This is a genomic window from Streptomyces sp. MST-110588 (assembly GCF_022695595.1).
GTDB lineage: Bacteria > Actinomycetota > Actinomycetes > Streptomycetales > Streptomycetaceae > Streptomyces.
On sequence record NZ_CP074380.1, the window covers coordinates 514433 to 532775 of the forward strand.

23 protein-coding genes and 3 pseudogenes are annotated in these 18343 nt (G+C 69.7%); 19 read left to right on the forward strand and 7 right to left on the reverse strand.

Translation table 11 applies throughout. From position 1 onward, the window contains the following. Nucleotides 1–64 precede the first annotated feature (64 nt). The 3 genes from KGS77_RS02275 to KGS77_RS02285 are packed head-to-tail and all read right to left on the reverse strand — an operon-like array spanning nucleotide 65 to nucleotide 2003. Entirely contained in the window at nucleotides 65–739 is a 675-nt protein-coding gene (locus KGS77_RS02275) for a hypothetical protein (RefSeq protein ID WP_242578437.1), read from the reverse strand. Further along, nucleotides 736–1692, reverse strand: coding sequence for a hypothetical protein (locus KGS77_RS02280; RefSeq protein ID WP_242578438.1), 957 nt, complete (start codon nucleotides 1690–1692; stop codon nucleotides 736–738). Before KGS77_RS02280 ends, KGS77_RS02275 begins: the two co-directional genes overlap by 4 nt. Continuing rightward, complete coding sequence (locus tag KGS77_RS02285; protein ID WP_242578439.1) at nucleotides 1692–2003, reverse strand: hypothetical protein; 312 nt, start codon at nucleotides 2001–2003, stop codon at nucleotides 1692–1694. The genes KGS77_RS02280 and KGS77_RS02285 overlap by 1 nt, the downstream gene beginning before the upstream one ends. Before the next feature lie 284 nt (nucleotides 2004–2287). Between KGS77_RS02285 and KGS77_RS02290 the strand changes: the two genes are divergently transcribed. The 3 genes and pseudogenes from KGS77_RS02290 to KGS77_RS02300 form a co-directional block, all read left to right on the forward strand. After that, nucleotides 2288–2890, forward strand: a complete 603-nt coding sequence (locus KGS77_RS02290) for a sigma-70 family RNA polymerase sigma factor (RefSeq protein ID WP_242578440.1) — start codon at nucleotides 2288–2290, stop codon at nucleotides 2888–2890. Continuing rightward, on the forward strand, nucleotides 2887–4059 hold the full coding sequence (locus tag KGS77_RS02295) for a maleylpyruvate isomerase family mycothiol-dependent enzyme (RefSeq protein ID WP_242578441.1): 1173 nt from the start codon (nucleotides 2887–2889) through the stop codon (nucleotides 4057–4059). The genes KGS77_RS02290 and KGS77_RS02295 overlap by 4 nt, the downstream gene beginning before the upstream one ends. Nucleotides 4060–4410: 351 nt before the next feature. Continuing rightward, nucleotides 4411–5283, forward strand: a pseudogene (locus tag KGS77_RS02300) (MFS transporter); the annotation flags it as partial. A gap of 51 nt (nucleotides 5284–5334) precedes the next feature. Here the strand turns inward: KGS77_RS02300 and KGS77_RS02305 are convergent. Then, nucleotides 5335–5871 carry an SUKH-4 family immunity protein gene (locus tag KGS77_RS02305; protein WP_242578442.1) on the reverse strand — a complete coding sequence of 179 codons (537 nt, stop codon included), beginning with the start codon at nucleotides 5869–5871 and terminating at the stop codon, nucleotides 5335–5337. A gap of 217 nt (nucleotides 5872–6088) precedes the next feature. Between KGS77_RS02305 and KGS77_RS02310 the strand changes: the two genes are divergently transcribed. The 13 genes from KGS77_RS02310 to KGS77_RS02370 all read left to right on the forward strand — a co-directional run bounded on the left by KGS77_RS02310 (nucleotide 6089) and on the right by KGS77_RS02370 (nucleotide 14067). Further along, nucleotides 6089–6283 (forward strand): hypothetical protein, encoded by a 195-nt coding sequence (locus KGS77_RS02310; protein ID WP_242578443.1) that lies wholly within the window; start codon nucleotides 6089–6091, stop codon nucleotides 6281–6283. A 124-nt stretch (nucleotides 6284–6407) separates the two neighbouring features. Continuing rightward, complete coding sequence (locus KGS77_RS02315; RefSeq protein WP_242578444.1) at nucleotides 6408–7007, forward strand: carbohydrate-binding module family 14 protein; 600 nt, start codon at nucleotides 6408–6410, stop codon at nucleotides 7005–7007. 432 nt (nucleotides 7008–7439) lie between these two features. Beyond that, complete coding sequence (locus tag KGS77_RS02320; RefSeq protein ID WP_242578445.1) at nucleotides 7440–7589, forward strand: keywimysin-related RiPP; 150 nt, start codon at nucleotides 7440–7442, stop codon at nucleotides 7587–7589. Between the two features lie 171 nt (nucleotides 7590–7760). Then, nucleotides 7761–8210, forward strand: coding sequence for a hypothetical protein (locus KGS77_RS02325; protein WP_242578446.1), 450 nt, complete (start codon nucleotides 7761–7763; stop codon nucleotides 8208–8210). Beyond that, on the forward strand, nucleotides 8171–9631 hold the full coding sequence (locus tag KGS77_RS02330; RefSeq protein WP_242578447.1) for an asparagine synthase-related protein: 1461 nt from the start codon (nucleotides 8171–8173) through the stop codon (nucleotides 9629–9631). The genes KGS77_RS02325 and KGS77_RS02330 overlap by 40 nt, the downstream gene beginning before the upstream one ends. Nucleotides 9632–9675: 44 nt before the next feature. Continuing rightward, nucleotides 9676–9933, forward strand: a complete 258-nt coding sequence (locus KGS77_RS02335; protein ID WP_242578448.1) for a lasso peptide biosynthesis PqqD family chaperone — start codon at nucleotides 9676–9678, stop codon at nucleotides 9931–9933. Beyond that, complete coding sequence (locus KGS77_RS02340; protein WP_242578449.1) at nucleotides 9930–10406, forward strand: lasso peptide biosynthesis B2 protein; 477 nt, start codon at nucleotides 9930–9932, stop codon at nucleotides 10404–10406. Before KGS77_RS02335 ends, KGS77_RS02340 begins: the two co-directional genes overlap by 4 nt. Before the next feature lie 81 nt (nucleotides 10407–10487). Then, nucleotides 10488–10715, forward strand: coding sequence for a hypothetical protein (locus KGS77_RS02345; RefSeq protein WP_242578450.1), 228 nt, complete (start codon nucleotides 10488–10490; stop codon nucleotides 10713–10715). Between the two features lie 196 nt (nucleotides 10716–10911). Beyond that, entirely contained in the window at nucleotides 10912–11094 is a 183-nt protein-coding gene (locus KGS77_RS02350) for a hypothetical protein (RefSeq protein ID WP_242578451.1), read from the forward strand. A gap of 340 nt (nucleotides 11095–11434) precedes the next feature. Next, the gene (locus KGS77_RS02355) at nucleotides 11435–12031 is read left to right on the forward strand and encodes a methylated-DNA--[protein]-cysteine S-methyltransferase (RefSeq protein WP_242578452.1); all 597 of its coding nucleotides are present in this window, start codon (nucleotides 11435–11437) and stop codon (nucleotides 12029–12031) included. Continuing rightward, nucleotides 12028–12831: a 2OG-Fe(II) oxygenase gene (locus KGS77_RS02360; protein ID WP_242578453.1), complete on the forward strand. Its 804-nt coding sequence runs from the start codon at nucleotides 12028–12030 to the stop codon at nucleotides 12829–12831. The genes KGS77_RS02355 and KGS77_RS02360 overlap by 4 nt, the downstream gene beginning before the upstream one ends. 258 nt (nucleotides 12832–13089) lie before the next feature. After that, nucleotides 13090–13758: an alpha-ketoglutarate-dependent dioxygenase AlkB gene (locus tag KGS77_RS02365; protein ID WP_347404425.1), complete on the forward strand. Its 669-nt coding sequence runs from the start codon at nucleotides 13090–13092 to the stop codon at nucleotides 13756–13758. Between the two features lie 90 nt (nucleotides 13759–13848). Continuing rightward, nucleotides 13849–14067, forward strand: a complete 219-nt coding sequence (locus KGS77_RS02370; RefSeq protein WP_242578455.1) for a DUF2277 domain-containing protein — start codon at nucleotides 13849–13851, stop codon at nucleotides 14065–14067. 76 nt (nucleotides 14068–14143) lie between these two features. Here the strand turns inward: KGS77_RS02370 and KGS77_RS02375 are convergent. Further along, nucleotides 14144–15006 (reverse strand): annotated as a pseudogene (locus tag KGS77_RS02375) (endonuclease/exonuclease/phosphatase family protein). Between the two features lie 179 nt (nucleotides 15007–15185). Then, nucleotides 15186–15802, reverse strand: a pseudogene (locus KGS77_RS02380) (flavin reductase family protein). A gap of 387 nt (nucleotides 15803–16189) precedes the next feature. Between KGS77_RS02380 and KGS77_RS02385 the strand changes: the two are divergent. Then, entirely contained in the window at nucleotides 16190–16612 is a 423-nt protein-coding gene (locus KGS77_RS02385) for a hypothetical protein (protein ID WP_242578456.1), read from the forward strand. Beyond that, complete coding sequence (locus KGS77_RS02390; protein WP_242578457.1) at nucleotides 16609–16764, forward strand: hypothetical protein; 156 nt, start codon at nucleotides 16609–16611, stop codon at nucleotides 16762–16764. The genes KGS77_RS02385 and KGS77_RS02390 overlap by 4 nt, the downstream gene beginning before the upstream one ends. A 76-nt stretch (nucleotides 16765–16840) precedes the next feature. On the opposite strand, the gene KGS77_RS02395 is transcribed toward KGS77_RS02390, so the two are convergent. After that, complete coding sequence (locus tag KGS77_RS02395) at nucleotides 16841–17419, reverse strand: restriction endonuclease (RefSeq protein WP_242578458.1); 579 nt, start codon at nucleotides 17417–17419, stop codon at nucleotides 16841–16843. 410 nt (nucleotides 17420–17829) lie between these two features. Between KGS77_RS02395 and KGS77_RS02400 the strand changes: the two genes are divergently transcribed. Continuing rightward, a complete protein-coding gene (locus tag KGS77_RS02400; protein WP_242578459.1) occupies nucleotides 17830–18324 on the forward strand; it encodes a glutathione peroxidase in 495 nt (164 codons plus the stop codon). The last annotated feature ends 19 nt before the right edge of the window (nucleotides 18325–18343 follow it).

An 18343-nucleotide genomic window follows, 5' to 3' on the forward strand; every position in this document is an offset into this window, starting at 1 on the left:
TCCGGGCGTCGGACGTTCTGGGCGTCGGACGTTCCGGGTATCGGACGCTCAGCGAACCGGACGCTCAGGGAATCGGGTCGGTGTGCCGCAGTCGGTGCGGGAACGCCTCCACCAGCGTGCCCCAGCGGCCGAGAGGGAAGAACACCGTCACCCACGACCCGTCGGCGAAGCCGATCTCGTGCGTGCCGTGCCGTACGTCCTTGCGGTCCCGCAGCCAGGTGATGTCCTGGCGGGCGACGGCGTAGGCGTGCTCGACGGCGCCGGCCACCTTCTTGCGGTCGTGGGAGAGCTGGACGCGTATCACATGCATTTCGGTTCCGGTGAGCAGCAGCACCGACAGGTACTTCTCCTCGGTGCGCGGGCGCAGGGCCGCCGCCAGCCGCCCGGCCGCGCTCGGCCAGCCGCCGTACCACTGCGCGCTGCGGTCCTCGTTCCGCCGGTCCCAGGCGTCCATGGCCGCGTTGAAGGGGTTGAGCCGGTCCAGCACCAGATCGATACGGTTCACACCGTTGAACACCCGGTCGCCGACCGTGGGCCGTATGCCGAAGGCGTCCACCCGGTACGGTTTCGGCGGCTCCGGTACCCGTTCGCCCGGCTCGACGGTGTGCCCGTCCACCACCACCTCGCCGGGTGGCAGCAGCGCCGCCGCCCGCGCCTTGGCCTCGCGCAGGACCGCGTGCCGGTCGGGCGGCCTCACCCACTCCTTGAGACCCGACCAGAACGCTTCACCGATTGTCACCCGAACGCCTCCCGGACAGTCTTCCTGGCCTGGTCGGGGTTCTGCCCCATACGCTCGTCGAAGCTCCGCGACGGCGGGCGCTTGCCGTATTCGTACGCCTCCTCCGCGAGCCCGGGGCCGTTCTCCATGATCGAGCCGGTCACGGCGCCGCCCGGATCGGCACCGACTATCCCCTTGGCCAGCTTCTTGCCCTGCCTCCACGCCAGATACTGAGCGATATCGGTCATCTCGGGCCGCTGACCGCCCCGCACGCTCTCGAAGATCCGCCCCCTCGCGCCCTTCCACTCCTTGATCTGCGCGCGGTCCAGTCCGCGCAAGTAGCGGCGCAGCCGGGAGAGTTTGGCCAGGGCCTGGGTCCGGCGGGCGAGGTCGGCGAGCTTGTCGGCCAGCCTCGCCGCGATACGGGTCGCCTTGGCCGCCCGGTACGCCACGTTCGCCGCGCCCGCCAGCGGACCGATCGCCGCCGCCGCGCCCGCCGTCAGCAGCGAGAGGATCGCCGTGGTCGCGGCGGCGGCGATCACCGACTCGACGATCTCGACGAGCAGGTCCAGCATCGCCTGCTCGGCGATGGCGCAGGCCGCTCCGGCCATCTCCAGCAGCTCGGCGACGGTGTCCATGTCGTCGGCCTCGCCGAGCAGTGCCTGCTCGAAGTCGGTCATGGTCTTGCTGAAGCCTTCCGCGGCCTCGCTCTCCCACACCCGCTGGACGGACTTGCGCTCGGCGACCAGGTCCTCGACGACGCCCCGCAGGTCACGGGCCGCGCTTCGCCACTCCTCGGCCGTCTGCTCCAGCTTCTCGCTGTCGCCGGTGACCCAGTCGAACCAGTCGTCGACGCCGAACTGCTTGAGGACGCCCTTGATGACCTCGTCGAGGGTGGCCGCGAGGGGATTGCTCCAGTCCAGGACGTAATTGATGCGGTCCAGCGCACTGCCCGCGGCCTGTCCGGCACCCATCAGGCACCGCCCTTGAAGCCGCGCGCCGTGTCCTCTTCGTTGGCGTCGTAGTTGTCCGCGGACCCGCGTACGGCGTCGGCGATGGAGCGCAGCATCTCCGCGCTGTCCTCCAGGTCCGTACCCGACTGCTCCTTCTGGTCGATGTAGTCGGAGCGCAGATTGTTGGCCTCCGGCAACTGCCCGAAGACGCCGTCCGACAGATCCAGTGCGGCCGTACGACTGCGGATCTTCGCGATCCGGTCGGCCGCGCTTTCGGCGGCACGCGCGTACGCACGCAGCGCGTCGCTCTGAACGTTGGTGCCCTGACTCATGAGACCCCCGTTGCCATTCCTTTGCGAAATCATGACACACGATGCACCGGCGTACGTCAATGGAATCCCTGCACAGCAGGGGCTGTTGCCCCTTTTTGGCCGATGTGGAAGCAGCGGGCACAGCCGGCACCCTCGTACGTCAGAACGTCAGTGGCACCGTGGGTGACCGGGAGGATCGCGATCAGCGTGGTTCGTCGACATGTTGACCGGCCGGACGGGCGACGGCGTCGGACGGTGCCGGCCCAGGCGGTCCCGGAGCCCCGCTCTTACGGGATACTGCCCCTATGGCCGCCCGTGAGGCGCGGCCCGAGGACGTGCCGCAGGAGTCCGACGCCGGAAGCACCGAGGACCGGTTCGAGATCCAGGCCCGTCTGCTGGCCGCCGACGAGCAAGCGTTCCGCACGGTGTACGAGCAGTACGCGCCGCTGGTACGGGCCGTCGCGGCCCGGGTCACCCGGGACCACTGCGCCGTCGAGGACGTCGTCCAAGTGGTCTTCTCCCAACTATGGGAACGCCCGCTGTCCTTCGACCCCGCGCGCGGTTCGCTGCGGACATGGTGTGCGGTGGCCGCCCACCACCGGGCGGTCGACTGGCTGCGCAGGGAGCGGAAGCACCGTAAACCCAGCCCCCCGGACGACGGGCCCGCGCACCGGGACGAGACGGCCGACACAGTGATCGGAGGGCTGCTGACACTGCGGGTCAGGTCCGCGGTCGCCCAACTCCCGGACACCTTGCGCGTTCCGCTGCTGCTGGCCTACTACGGAGGACGGACCTACCGGCAGGTGGCCACCGAACTCGGCATTCCCGAAGGTACGGCCAAGTCGCGGCTGCGAACGGCCCTGCGCGCGCTGGCCAAAGAACTCGCGGAAGAAGGGGTTGAGCCATGAGCGAGGACGGCTTGGGCCCCGCCACGCCCGAGGGGCACGCACGGGCCCGGACGCTGCTGGCGGCGTGGGTGCTGCATGCCTGCTCCCCTACGGAGACGGCTGCCGTGACGACGCATCTACGGGCGTGCGAACAATGCACGGCGGAGGTACGGACGTTGGCCTCCGCCGTCGCGGAACTGGCCGGAGCGGAGCCGGCCGACGTCGGCATGACGGGAGTGCGACCAGCCGGACCGCAATCGGCCGAAGGACAATCGGCCGAAGCGCAATCGGCCGGCGCCGAACGTCGCAACACCGGAGCCCCCGCCGGCCCGGACTCCGAGACGTACCGGCGAACGGCCGCCGGCTCCTTCGCGCGCCGGCCGCCCGTGCCGCGCGAGCTGCCCGCGTACGTACGGCCCTATGCGGCGCAAGCGGCCACCCTGGACGCCGTACTGCGCGAACTGACCCCGGACGAATGGCGGCTTGAGACCGTCGAGGGCTGGAGCGTCGCCCAGTTGGTCGCGCACCTCGCGGCGACGGACGGCCTGCTGACCGAAGAGACCGGCGGCGAGGTGACCGGACCGGTACCGGTCGTACGCGGGGAAGGCGTCGCCATGCGCACCCGCACTTACACTTCCTGGGCCGCCGACGTGCCCCCCGGCGCCGTACACACCGCCTGGCGCACCCAGAGCGAAGCGCTGCGCTCAGCCCTGACGCATGACGGCCCGGGCCCCGGCCATCACCTCCTGACCCTAGGGGGCGGCGGCCTGCCGCTGCCGGTGGCCGACCATGCCGTCGGGCGGGCGTTCGAGACCTGGGTGCACACCCGGGACATCGGCCTGCGCACCGGACACCGGCTGCCGCCACCCACCCGCGCATCCCTCACCGCCATCGCCGACCTCGGCGTCCGCCTGCTGCCGCTCGCCCTACGGGCCCGGGGAACGCCGCTCGGCGACCGCGTACTGCGCGTGGAGCTGACCGGCCCGGGCGGCGGCACCTGGCTGCTGGAGGACTCCGGCCCCGCCACCGGCCGGCCGGACGCCGGATTCACCCTCGACACCCTGGAGTTCTGCCTCCTGGCCGGAGGCCGCCGCACCCCCGCTCACATCAGCGCCCACACCCACCTGACCGGCGATCATTCCCTGGCCCGGTCCGCCCTCGCCGCCGCCCCCACCTTCTCCGGCCCGTAACTCCACCGTTTTTCTGCCGCCGGTCTCTCGCCGTACGCGGCCATCGAGCCGCCTTCGCGAGCCGCGCCCTGTTCGCGACGGACTTCTGTCCCCGGCTTCGGGCACGTGGCCTTGCCCGAAGGCGAAGGCCGACCGTGTCGAAGACAGCCAGGCCGACGAACCGCGCGCTTGGCCCGGACCGGGAGCGGATGAGGAGAACCCGCAAGGAAACCGCGTTGCCGCGCTGTCCGCGTGGCGGGAATGCGACAGCACCCGTAGAGCGCGAGGATGCCGTCGCAGACCTGCCAGCCGGCCGGGGCTGGTGCCTGATGAGCTGATCGCGGAATGACTGTTCACGACAGGACGGAATTCATGTCCGCAACCACCAGCGCATCGGTCGACGGTGCGATTCCATCGGCTCGGCCTCCGCTGAAAGGCTGGCCGGCCGTGGTATCCGTGATGCTGGGGATCTTCGCCATCGTCACGACCGAGATCCTGCCCATCGGCCTACTGACCTCGATCGGCTCCGATTTCACCGTCTCGGACAGTGTGGCCGGACTGATGATGACGATGCCGGGAATTCTCGCGGCCATATCCGCTCCCCTGATCACCGTGGCCACGGCCCGCGTCGGCCGTCGCCTGATGCTGTGTGTCTTCATGCTCCTGCTGGCCCTGGCGAATTTGCTGGCCGCGGCGGCGTCCAGCTACTGGCTCGTGCTGGTTTCCAGGGTCGTGGTGGGAGTCACCATCGGCGGATTCTGGTCGATCGGGAGCGGGATCGCCGAGCGGTTGGTGCCGCCGGGTTCCGTCGGAAAGGCAACTGCCGTGATTTTCTCAGCCGTTCCGTTGGGCTCCGTTCTCGGGGTACCCGTCGGCACCTTCATCGGGGAGCCGGCCGGGTGGCGTACGGCATTCGTCGTCCTGGGCGCGCTGGCGATGGGGGTGCTGGCCTTGCTGCTGGGCAGCATGCCCCCGTTGTCTCCTGTTCAAGCCACCCGGCTGAGCGTCCTGAGAGGCATGCTGCGTGGCACCGACACCCGCTTCGCGCTGCTGCTGACGTTCCTGGCCGTGCTGGCTCACTTCGGAACCTATACCTATGTAACGCCGTTCCTGGAACAGGTCGCCCACGTCGGGGAGGGCCGTATCACCGGAGTTCTGCTGGTGTACGGAGCCGCAGGCATCCTCGGCAACTTCTTGGGCGGTGCTCGCGTGGCAACGTATCCGCGGACCGTCTTCGGGCTGGCGGCCCACTTAGCCGGGACCCGGCGGGATGAAAGCGGTCCGTTCTGAGGGGCGTCACGGTATCTCGGGCTCGACGATGTACTCCAGCACGTCGTGCCACCGCGAGTCGCTGAATTCCAGTGCCTTCGGGTCGACCTCTCTCATCTGGGCCTCGATGTGCCGCGCCGCTTCCTCCCAGTCCTCCTGTTCCTCATCCCGGTCGGCGTCGTAGTCCGGCTTGCCCTTCTCCAGCAGGTAGAGGAAATGGACGAAGGAGGGGAGGTCCTTGTTGAAGAGGTAGATCTCGGACCTGTCGTCGGGAAGGCAATAGACCGCTCCCGTGACGACGTCCAGTGCGAGGTCGTCATAGGGAATCATGCCGAAGACCACCCAGTTTCCCGCTTCTTCGGGGAGGTTCGTCCAGCGGATCCCCAGGTCCTTGTAGCATTCACCGAGTTTCTTGAGGCATCCGGGAGATCCGTCGGGCAGGTCGAACCAGGGGTTGTCGCGAAAAGGGATACCCACCTGGCGCAGGAAGTCCACGCTCTGTTCGTGTGCGATATCTGTCAGTTCTTCCGCCGGGAAGGTGATGAGTTCGTTTGGGCTGAACACGGTTTCCAGCGTTGCCCGGTCGATGGGGTTCGTCATGTGGGGGGCCTGTTCTTTCGTACGTCGACGTTCTGCGTGAGATGAACGATTCCGGTGGCGAAACAGTTCCGCGCGGGACCCGTGGGCCGGTCTCGGGGCGGTGCCTCCTCAGCAGACGTTGAGCAGGTGTTCATCGCCGCGTTTCAGGATGGGGGGACCAACTCGTGATTGAGGATGTGACATGAGCGCAGTTCGTGAGCATCTCCGTGCTCCTCATCTGTCGTTGCCCCGCCAACTGCCCGCGGGCAGCGCGCGGTCGCTGCCGATGCTGGACGCGGTGGTGGAGGTGTTGCGCGCCGCCGGAGAGGACGTGCATGTGGTGTACGCGGCGCACGGCGACGTGTTCAAGGTCGTACCGCGGCAGGAGGCCGACTGACGGCCGGTGGCGGGAACGAGCGGTCGGGATTCGGACGGAACGCGCCAAGTGGTGTAGGAGTGGCGCGCACGGAAGGCGTTGTCCGCGATGCTCATAACCTCGTCGACGGAAGGAACTCCTTCTGATGAAGACCGTGTTGCTCCGTTCAGCCGCGGCGTTCGTCGCCGCACTCGCTCTCCTTCTCACCGGATCCGCAGGGTCGCTCGCGGCGTCCGCCGCCCCCGCCGCACCGTCCGCCCCCGCCGATACGGTCTACGGCTGTCCTGCCTCGGGGGTGCGCTACCTCCCGTACCCGGACGACGCCCACAAGGTTGTGTACTGCGAGGCCGGCTACGCATATGTCACCACTTGTCCGGCGGACCTGATCTGGAACATCCGCTACGAGGCCTGTGACATCCCCTCCGACGCGCACAAGTACGCCACGTCGCTGGCCACCGGCACCGCACACCTGGTCCTCGCCCCGCTCCAGGTCAAGGGGCTCAACGCGCGGCTGACCTGGCGCGACGGCCGTCCGCTGGGCGGCGCCACGCTCACCTTCAGCACGACGACCGGTACGGCGCTGTGCACGGCCCGCACCGACCGCAACGGCTGGACCTCCTGCGACTCCGCACCCGGGCTCAACGTCCCGGTGGACACCCTGCGGGCCGGGTACCAGGTCACGTACAAGGGCATCGTGACCTTGGGCGCCTCGCAGGCGAGGGGCGCGGTCAGCACCACCTCCTGACATCTGCCTGCCGCCGGCGACCGGTCAGCCGGGATCGGTCCGGCCCGGGGCACGCCGTACGCATATCGGCGTACGGCGTGCCCCATTGTCATGCAGCAGAAGGAGCGACGGAACGGCGGAATAGCGACATGGCGGGGCGTCCGGGTTGCGGCCGGCCCCAACTTAACTGCCATCGACGCGATCTGACTGACCGTCAAGCGAAATGCCGCATTCCACTACGCCCCCGGATTCGGTCCTGAAAGGTCTTGATCTTCGCGATCGACCGTGGTTACTGTTTGGTTGGACGCCAGGGAATTTTTTCACGGTGACGGAATTCCGCGCTGTTTCTGCCGGCTACCGGCGGAGCAGTGTTTCCATTCCGTCTGAATTTCCCGTGCACAGAATTCGCTGCGTCTCGTAATTTCCATGTCAGGAGACGGAGGTGAATGCAGGATGAAGAACGACGAGCGCGTGGAGGACCGCGAACTCCAGGTCTACGAGGCCCCGGAGATGTTCGAGGTCGGCTCCTTCCAGGAGGACACCGGCTACATCGGCCGCAAGAAGACCGAGCCCATCGCCCAGATCCCTCGGAGCTTCTGGTAAATCGCGTCCGATGTGCACAGGTACTGACGTGCCGACGCACTGACGTGCTGACGTGCCGAGTCCGGTGAGGAGGAAGAAATGGTCGGTCCCGGGAAGCAATATTTCGTGGTTCTGCCGGACCACGAAACCGCGGCCACGGCCGCCGACCGGCTTCCGCCGGACAATGTTCGGATGCTGACGCACCGGTCCGGCCGGCCCTGGGTGGCCGGCCGGCTGGCCGACGGCCGCATCAGGTGCGCCGAGCACGGGGACACCCGGCTCGCCGTCATCGGCCAGTGCGCGGCGACGCCCGCCGAACTGGCGTCGGCAGCCGCGCGGATCACCGACGTGGCCCAGCTCGACGCGCTGGGCACGGCCTGGGCCGGCAGTTTCCACCTCATCGCCTCGGTCGGCGGCCGGCTGCGCGTCCAGGGCAGCGCCTCCGGACTGCGCCGGGTCTTCCACGGCCTGTTCGGCGGGGTGGTGATCGCCGCGGACCGGGCCGATGTGCTGGCCTCGTTGCTCGATGCCCCGCTGGACCGCTCGGCGCTGGCGCTGCGCCTGCTCGGTGACGTACCGCATCCGCTGGGCGACCGGCCACTGTGGAAAAACGTCACAGCAGTGCCCCGGGCTCGCGTCTGACGCTCTCCCCCGACGGGCGGCAGCACACGGTGAAGCGCTGGTGGCAGCCCCCGGAGCCGGTGCTGTCGCTGGAGGCGGGGGCGCGGGCGCTACGGCAGGCGCTGGAGGACGCCGTACGCGTACGGACCAGCGGCCCCGAACCGATCAGTACGGACCTGTCCGGTGGCCTGGACTCCACCACCCTGACCGCGCTGGCCGTACAGGACCGTGCCTCGCTGACCGCCTTCACCATGGAGAACGACGACGCGGCCGACGACGACGCCCACTGGGCCAAGATCGCCGCGGCCCATCTGCCGCACCTCGACCACGTCCTGTTCCCGGGCCATGAACTCCCCGGCTTCTACGAGGGGCTGACGGGCCTGGACGACGTACCCGACGAGCCGTCCATCGCGCTGCTGAGCGCTCCCCGGCTGCGGGCCGGCCGGGACCGGGCGACCGCCCACGGCTCGCGTCTGCATCTGGACGGCTTCGGGGGCGACCAGCTCCTGACGGGTCATCCGGCGCACTACCACGACCTGCTGCGCAGCCGTCCGCTGCTCGCGCTGCGGCGGCTGCGCACCCAGCACCTGCTCACCGGTACCGGCCACCCTGCCGGCAGTTCCGTACGGACCTTGCTCGACGGTGGTTCCTACCGCCGCTGGTTCACGGCCGGGACCGAGGCACTGGCCGGCGGCCGGCCCCGCCGCCCGCGCAACCCCCTCTTCGACTGGGGCGATGCCCTGCGCCTTCCCCCGTGGCTCACACCGGAGGCCGTCGGCCTGGTCACCGATGCCCTGCGGGAGGCGGCCCGGGCGGCACAGCCGCTCGCGCCCACCCGGGGCCGGCACAGCGATCTGCTGGCGGTCCAGGACGCCGGGCGCATGATCCGCCAGTTCCACCAGTTGGTGGAGGGGGCAGTGGGGACGACTGCTGGGGGGCCGGTCGGGAGGACGGCTGGAAGGACGGACGGGGGAAGGGAGTTCACGCCGGCTTCCCCGTTCCTCGACGATCGGGTCGCCGACGCCTGCCTGTCCGTACGGCCCGAAGAACGGGTGACCCCCTGGGAGTTCAAGCCGCTGATCAAAGCGGCCATGGCGGACGTCCTGCCGGGCGAGTTGCTGCGACGGCGGACCAAGGGGGACGGCTCGACGATCGCGGCCGAGGGCTTCGAACGGAGCCGGCGGGAGCTCGCCGAGCTGTGGGAGAACTCCCGGCTGGCCGAGCTGGGACTGATCGACCCGGCGCCGCTGCGCGAGCTGTTCCGCCGTCCGTACACCGCCCGGCTCCACGACGGGGCGATGCCGGTGACGCTCGGCTGTGAGCTGTGGGCGCGGGCCGCTGTACCGGCGGGACCGGCTGCTTCGGCCGGTTCGGCGGGTTTCACCGGCTCGGCGGGGGCCACCGGCTCGGCTGCTCCGGTGGCCGGTGGCGCCCGCGCCTGAAGAGGACGAAGAGGACGAGGACGGGCACGATGAGGACGGGAACCATGACGTTGAAACTGCGCGCCGATGTGTCGACGGCCGACACCGAGTACGGAACGGTCCTGCTGGACGGCTCCACCGGCCGCTACTGGCAGCTCAACGCCACCGCGAGCCTGGCCCTGCGGACCCTCCTGGAGGGCGGGACGGCCGAGGAGGCGGCCCGGCGGCTGACGACCGGTTACGACGTCGAGGAGTCACGTGCCCGCGCCGACGTGGAAAAGCTGCTGGCCGGACTGCTCGCCGCCAAGGTGGCGGAGGCGTGAGCACGGTCGTACCGCATCGCGCGGACCTGCGGCTCACGCCCGGACGGCGGCTGCTCACCGCGCTCGCGGTGTATGCCGCCCGCCGTCTGGCACGCAAGCCGCCGGCTCATATACGCACCGTACTGACCCGGTTGCGCAAGGGTGCCCGCCCCGCCACCTACGCCGAGGCGCAGACCGCCCGCGAGGCCGTACTCGCGGTGAGCCTGCGGTGTGCGGGCCCGGAAGGCTGCCTGCCCCGCTCGTTGGCGACCGTGCTGCTGTGCCGGGCGGGCGGCACCTGGCCGGCCTGGGTGGTGGGGGTACGGGCCCGTCCGCCGTTCGGGGCGCATGCCTGGGTGGAGGCCGAGGGGCGGATGGTCGACGAAGAGGCGGGACCGGAGTACTTCCGTGCGCTGTTCACGGTCCCGGCGGCAAGGTCCGCAGGAGCGGAGCAGAACCTCGGAAAAACGAGCGGAACCTCGAAGCAGCAGTGAGAACAACCGACAAGTAGAGACCGTTGGCGGGAAGTGGGGGTCACAAGGTGCGATGTTGTACGTCCCGTCGCACCCTGGGGCATGGCAGCGAGTCCGCCCGTGATCGTCCATCCGCCCACCCCGTCCGGCGGGCGCCGCGTCACCCTGCGCGGGCGGTTCGCCGGGCTGGCGCACGGCCGGGGCGATGTCGCCGAGTTCCTCCGCCGGGCCGGTCTGGCGCCGGACTCCGAGGACATCGACCTGGACGATCCCGAGCTGATCGAGTGGCGCGGTGGTGACCTCGACACATGGCCGGAGCCGCAGGGGTGAACCCCCGTAAGACGATCGCCGGAGGCGGAGAGTGTGTGACTGAACACACTGCGCCAACGAGGTTACCCGGGAGGTAACGGAACACGACTGGTCAGGAGGCCGCGTCCGGCCGTGTCGCGACGGAGGGGCGCGCGGGCCGCGGCCGTGCTCCGCTTCGCGGGGTGCGTTGTCAGTGGCTCCCTCTAGCATGTCTCCCATGTCCCCAACTCCCCCTGGCTGTGCCGGCACGTCGCTTCGCGCCGCCGAGGCGAACGAGGCGATACGACAGTTCGTACGCGCCCGCCGCGGGCATGTCTGGACTGCGGAGGACCGGTCGCGGTACCGGCAGTTGCTGGAGACGTGGCTGGTGGCCGTCCACGGGTCGGTCAGCGGGGCCTGAACGGCGAGCGGTCACGGACACCGCCGCCCCGCCACCGTACGGCGCCATCCGCGCACGTCACCACCTCCTCACACCATCAACATCACTCCCCCTCCTCGCATCATCTCCCATCTCCACGTCCCCGCAACGATTCCGCGCATCATCTCCGGACATCGTCTCCGCGGGTCATCTCCACGTCCGATTTCCGCCAGCACTCATGCCCGGCCCGGCGCACAGTAGTAAGCGCGGCCCACGAGAATCGGAGGGGACCGACTGCGCCTCGCTCGTGCCTCTCCGGCTTCCCGCCGGCCTGTCCGGCCCGCCGCGCCTCACTGAACGCGATACGAAAGCACCCCACCTCATGGCTCTCCATACGACCGCCCCCGCCACCGCCTTCCCTCCCACCCCTCCCAGCACTGTCACCGCCACCGCCACCGCCACCGCCACTGCCGCGGGAAGCAGCACGCTCTACGCGTCGATCGGCAGTCCGCTCGGTGAACTGCTCCTGGTCGGCGAGGAGAGCCCGACCGCGCGCGGCGGCATCGCCCTGGCCTCGCTCTCCATGTCCGGCCAGAAGGGAGCCGCGATCGTGCAGGACGGATGGCGGCGCGCCCCCGAGGCGTTCGCCGAGATCGCCGAGCAGCTAGCGGCGTACTTCGACGGAGCGCGCACCCATTTCGACATCGACCGCGTCATCGGCCGGGGCACCGCGTTCCAGCAGCGGGTCTGGGACGCGCTGGAGACCATTCCGTACGGCACCACCACCAGCTACGGCGCGCTGGCCGAGGCAGCGGGCATCTCCCGTGCCGCGGTCCGCGCCCTGGGTACGGCGATCGGTGCCAATCCGCTGCTGATCGTACGGCCCTGCCACCGCGTCATCGGCGCGAACGGCACCCTGACCGGCTATGCGGGCGGGCTGGAGCGCAAGCGGCGGCTGCTCGACCTGGAGCAGGCATGACCACCCGTGTCCCGTCGGCGGTGGACAGCGCGGACAGGCCGGGCCGTCCCGCCTGGACAGACGATCCAGGTGGGACGGACGAGCCAGGTGGGACGGACGGGACGGACCGGCTGGGCCGGGCCGACTGGCCGTCCCTGACCGATGAGCTCAACGCGTACGGCTGTGCGCTCACCCCGCGCTTGCTGAGTACCCGGGAATGCCGGGAGATCGCGGAGCTGTACGACGAGGCGGAACGGTTCCGCGCAACCGTGGACATGGCCCGGCACCGCTTCGGTTCCGGGCAGTACCGTTACTTCAACCGTCCGTACCCGGAGCCCGTCCAGCGACTGCGCGAGGCGTTCTATCCGCGCCTGCTGCCGATCGCCCGCGACTGGGCGGAGAAACTGCGCAGGCCGGCGCCCTGGCCGGACACGCTGGAGGAGTGGCTGGCGATGTGCCACCGGGCCGACCAGGCCAGGTCGACGGCGATCCTGCTCCGCTACGAGGAGGGGGACTGGAACGCCCTCCACCGCGATCTGTACGGCGATCTGGTCTTCCCGCTCCAGGTCGTCATCGGGCTCGACGAACCGGGCACCGACTACACGGGAGGCGAGTTCCTGCTGGTGGAGCAGCGTCCTCGTGCCCAGTCGCGAGGCACCGCGACCGTTCTCCGGCAGGGGCACGGGTTGATCTTCACCACCCGTGACCGGCCGGTCCGTTCCACGCGCGGCTGGTCCACCGGGCCGGTGCGGCACGGCGTCAGTACGGTCCGCTCGGGCCGCCGCCATGCGCTGGGCCTGGTCTTCCACGACGCCGCCTGACAGCTCCCCGCCCGCTCTCGTCTCCGTCCGCCGCGGCACTCACCATGAGAAGTAACGACTTCGCAAGCATCGAGAAGGGATGAAACCGGCCGAATGACCGCATCGCCGCAGCCCGGAGCGCACAGACCGTCCCGGCGGCCCATGCCGCCCGGAGATCTCACACTGCCCGGCTTCGGCCCCCCTTCCGATTCCAATCCTTCCGATTCCGGCCCTTGCGATTCCGCATTCTCATCCGCCTGCGGCCCCGCGGCGGACGCGGTGTACGATCACGGCTCCCCCTCCCGACCCCGCACGAGCCCCGCGCCGGGCGCGGTGCACGTCCCCGCCTGGCTGACCTTGGAGCAGCAGCGGGAACTGGTCACCGCCTGCCGGGACTGGGCGCGCGGTCCGGTGCCGATCCGGCACACCAAACTGCCGCGCGGCGGGGTGATGTCCGTACAGACGGTGTGCATCGGCTGGCACTGGCAGCCGTACGCGTACACCCGTACCGCCGATGACGTCAACGGCGCCCGCGTCGCCGAATTCCCGGACTGGATGGTGGAGTTGGGGCGCCGGGCGCTGGTCGACGCGTACGGGGAGGAGAGCGCCGGTGACGGCTACACACCGGATACGGCACTGATCAACTTCTATGACGGGGACGGGCGGTCCAAACTCGGCATGCACCAGGACAAGGAGGAGCGGTCCGACGCGCCGGTCGTCTCGCTCAGCATCGGTGACACCTGCGTCTTCCGCTTCGGGAACACCGAAACCCGCACCCAGCCCTATACGGACATCGAACTGGCCTCCGGTGACCTGTTCGTCTTCGGTGGACCGTCCCGGTGGGCGTATCACGGGGTGCCGAAGACGTACCCGGGCACCGGTGACCCTGCCACCGGCCTGGCCCGCGGCCGTCTGAACATCACCATGCGGGTGACAGGTCTCCCGTAACCGCCGGCTACGGCCGCCTGCCACCCATTCCTCCCGCTCCCCCCTTCCCTCCCCCGTGCCGGCGCCGGGCCGAGGACGCACACTGGTCCCATGTGCCGAAGCATCAAGACACTCCGTCCGCCCGCCACCCCGGAAGTGACCGACGAGGACATCCGCGCAGCGGCGCTGCAGTACGTCCGTAAGGTCTCCGGCTTCCGTGCGCCGGCCACCCACAACCGCGAGGTGTTCGAGCACGCCGTGGACGCGGTGGCCGCCGCGACCCAGGACCTGCTCGCGGGCCTGCGCGTCCGCGGCAGCTCAGCTCACTGATCCCGGCTCCGGCCCGGGCCTCGGCCTCGGGCCGGAGCTCAGGCTCTGCCTCGGCCTCGCGTAGGTTGCCGGCGTCTCACAACTCCACCAGCGCCTGCACCGGCAGGTGATCGCTGGGGAACTGTCCGTCCCGCGAGAAGGTGTTGATGTCCGCACGGCGGATACGGACGGAGGGCGAGGTGAGGATCCAGTCGATCCGGTCGCCGTCCGGTACCAGCGGCCGGTAGCCGTGAAATGTCGCGTACGCGGAGCCACGCGCCTCGGCACCGTCCCAACTGTCCAGCAGCGCTCCACCGTCGAGCATGGCGGTGTAGACGGGGTTCTTGTGCGCGGGGACGTTGAAGTCCCCGGTGACGATGCGCGGCAGCGCCGGGTCCAGCGCACGCAGGCGGTCGGTGATCAGTGCCGCCGACCGTTCACGGGCGTACTGGTGGGCATGGTCGAGATGGGTGTTCAGTACGGAGAACTCGGCCTCCGTCCGCAGATCCCGGAAGCGCACCCACGTGACCATGCGGATGACGGTGTTGCCCCAGGTCGCCGAACCGATCAGATACGGGCTGTCGGACAGCCAGAAGTGGTCGTACTCGATCGGCTCCAATCTGCGGACGTCATAGAAGACCGCCACGAACTCGTCGCGGCTGCCCCCGGCCCGCCCCGTTCCCAGCCAGGCGTAGTCGTCACCGAGGTCCTCTGCCATCTCGCGGAGCTGGCCGTACAGCCCTCCTGCGTACCGAGAAGGTGCGGAGCGGCGGCCCGCAGCAGTGCGCGCATGACGGGCCGGCGCTCCGGCCACGAATGGGGCCCTACGTCCGAGGCGTAGCGCACGTTGAAGCTCATGACCCGCAGACCGGGGCCCGCCGCGCGGGCAGGGGAGGAGGCAGGGGCGGAGCTGGGGCCGGCATCGGCGTCGGCGCCGGTGCCGGTGGTGCCAGGGGCGATTCGCTCCCCGAACTCGGGATCGTGACCGATACCAGCCATGCCGACTCCGATCTATCCGGGACCTTTCCAGGACCTTTCCGGGACCTTTCCGACACTTCTCGTGGATTTCCCCGGCGACCCACCGCCTTTGCCCCCCTCCCCCTTCCCTTGCTCCTGCCCTCTCCCCTGCGTCTAAGCCGTCACTCGGCCGCCGCTGGCCCCTGCCAGTCGGCGAACCGGATACGGGACAGCTCCCGTACGTCCCCGATCGTCCCCATTCGTCCTTGCCCAGCCGCGAGAGCGGCCGAAGCTTCGTGATCTCGGGGTGTCCGTCGACCATCACCTCTTCCGAAACAGCCGCATGCACCACCCGTCCGAAGACCACGGTGGAATCACCGAGCAGCAATGTGCTGTGCAGCTCGCATTCGAACGCCACCGGCGACGCCGCGACCCGCGGCGGCTTGACGCGCAGGCTCGGTTCACTGTCGATACCGGCCCGCTCGAACTCGTTCACCCCACGCGGGAAGTCGACGGCGGTGTCATTGATCTGCCGGAAATGCCGCTCGTCCGCCAGGTTGACCACGAACTGCCCGGTTTCCTCGACATTGCGCAGCGAATCCTTACGGCCCACCGCCGTGAACTGAACGATGGGCGGAGCGACACAGGAAATGGTGAAGAACGAGTGCGGGGCGAGGTTGGGCACGCCGTCCCGGTCGATCGTCGAAACCCAGGCAATGGGCCGCGGAACCACCGTCGCGGTCAGCAGCCGATAGAAATCGTTACGGGAAACGGCAGCGGGATCGAAGTCAATACGCATGAGGAGCAGTATCCCCTGCGTACGGACTCGTCCCGCCCCTGGTCCGGACCTTGGGCGCGGCGCCGCGCCTCGTTCGGGAACCGCTTGGCCAAGCATGAGCCTGAAGCATCAGCCTGCTACCGCTCCTTCCTCCCTCACCGCCCCTCCCCGCCACCCCCATCCGGTATCTCTTGGCTGTTCCCCGCTACCGGGTCATCGCTGTGTGGGAGGGTGCCAGCGTCTGGGACCGATACCGGGAGGGCCACAGTGGACCGTGAGCGTGAGGAACGCCGAAATACGGATCGCCGAAGTACGGATCGCCGAAGTACGGATCCCCAACATGGGGAACGCGAGCAGCACGGAAGCAAGGCACCGCACGAGGGGCCGTACGCGGCCGACCGGCCGGGTATGTGCCCTCCGCTCCAGGGACACATCGACCGCGCCACGGAATTCGCGCCCGAGGACGAGGAACGGCAGCGCCAGGATTTCCTGGCCGGCACGGTGCCCGCGGCCGGCGCCGGTATCGCCGTACCCGGGGACGGGCCGGGCGGACCACTGGACGCGCTGTTCATGATCTTCGTCCACGAGGACCAGCGCACCTTCGGCCCGGCTCCCCAGCTCAAGGAGGCATTCGCCCTGCTGGACCGGTACGGGGCGGTGGGCCTCCACGACCAGTTGTCGGTGGGCACCGGCTGGGCCGGGATGGGCGGCAGGGACCCGCTGGTCAAGCTCAAGCTGCAGTTCCACGACGCGTTGTCCGGGTCGACCGGCATCGTACTGGCGGCCCACCGGAACGCCACGGGTGGCGGCATGTCGTCGGCGGCGGCATGATCGCCCTCACCTCCCTGGAACGGATGGACCGGGCGACGTCCCGCCCCGGTGCGACCTTCGCGGACGCGCTGGAGGTGTCCATCCTGTTGGAGGTCGGCACCTCGCCGGTCCTGGAGCGCATGATCGACATCTACGACTGGCCCAGGCCCTGACCTTGCTCACCCCTGGGCAGCCGTCCCGAACCCGCGTCAGTCAGTCATTCGGCCAGTCGGTCAGTCGGTCAGTCGGTCAGTTGAAGGTGACCGAACGCCGAGGCGGCGGGAGGCGGTCGAGTATCTCCCACAGCGGCCGGGAGCCGCCCGCCCACTCCACCAGAACCGCACGGTCGACCAAATGGATCCCGTGCCGGTGCCCCCACGGTATCGCCTTGGACGAGAAGCGGCCGTTGGTGACGACCACGGCGACATCCGCCCGGTGCACCGGCTTGGCCGTCCCGTTGACCTGTTGCAGCACCCCCGTCCCCACGGCCTGCCCGCGCAGCCCGTCCCGACGGTGCTTGCACTGCACGGCCCAGACCCGGCCCAACGGGTCCGTGGCCTTCACGTCGCACGCGTCGTCACCGGCGCCTCCCAGCCGCTCGGCCCGGCACCCGTCGCGGCGCATCAGATCACGTACGGCCGTCTCGAAGTCCCGATGGTCCAGCGCGTCCAGTTGAGCCGGCCGCAGGCGCAGCGCCTGGCGACGGACCCGGTCCCACGCCGCCCGCTGCCGCGCACGGTGGACATACCCCCCGGCCGTCAGCGCGGCCAGCACCCCGACCAGCGCCAGGACCCATAAGTGGGCAAGCAGCCACTGTGTCAGCAGCACGCCCCCGACGGCAGCGGCACTCCCGACGCCCACCACGGTATTCCGCCGCTGCCGCGCCTTGCTGCGACGCCGGACGGGCACGCGGCTCACCAGGCACCTCCCCGCACGGCGCTGTTCACAACGGCCGGCCCACCCTCACACATCCCGACCCGCCTGACCCGTACGACCACGACCATCCGCCTCAACCCCCCTCGCGTTCGAGCCCGTTGGCTTCCTCACACCCACCAGCACAGCACACGCCACTGACAACGGCCCCTCCCGAGCACCCACGCCTGGAGCGGCACCAGTTGCCGCGGGCGGCGGCCGGCCGTACCGCGTGAGGAGGATCAAGGAAGACCCGTTCGCCGTGTGGTGTTGTGGTCGTCGATGGGCCGCCGCGAGCGCGGGGCCTGGATTGAGGGGTATGAGTGATGAGTGCGGATCTGTACGGGATTCCGTTGCGGACGCTGGCCGGGGAGCCGGTATCGCTGGCCGACTACCGGGGGCGGGCGCTGCTGGTCGTCAATGTGGCGTCCAAGTGCGGGCTGACGCCGCAGTACGCGGGGCTGGAGCGGCTTCAGGAGCGCTTCGGGGCACGGGGGCTGAGTGTGCTGGGCTTCCCCTGCAACCAGTTCGCGGGGCAGGAGCCGGGTACGGCCGAGGAGATCAGTACGTTCTGCTCCACGACGTACGGCGTCAGCTTCCCGTTGTTCGAGAAGACGGAGGTCAACGGGCCGGACCGGCATCCGTTGTACGCGGAGTTGACCCGCGCGCAGGATGCCGAGGGCGAGTCCGGGGACGTTCAGTGGAACTTCGAGAAGTTCCTGGTGAACGGGCAGGGCGAGGTCGTGGGGCGTTTCCGGCCGCGGGTGGAGCCGGAGAGCGAGGAAGTGGTGCGGGCCGTCGAGGCGGTGCTGCCGGGCTGAAGCCGCCGGGGTGGAACGG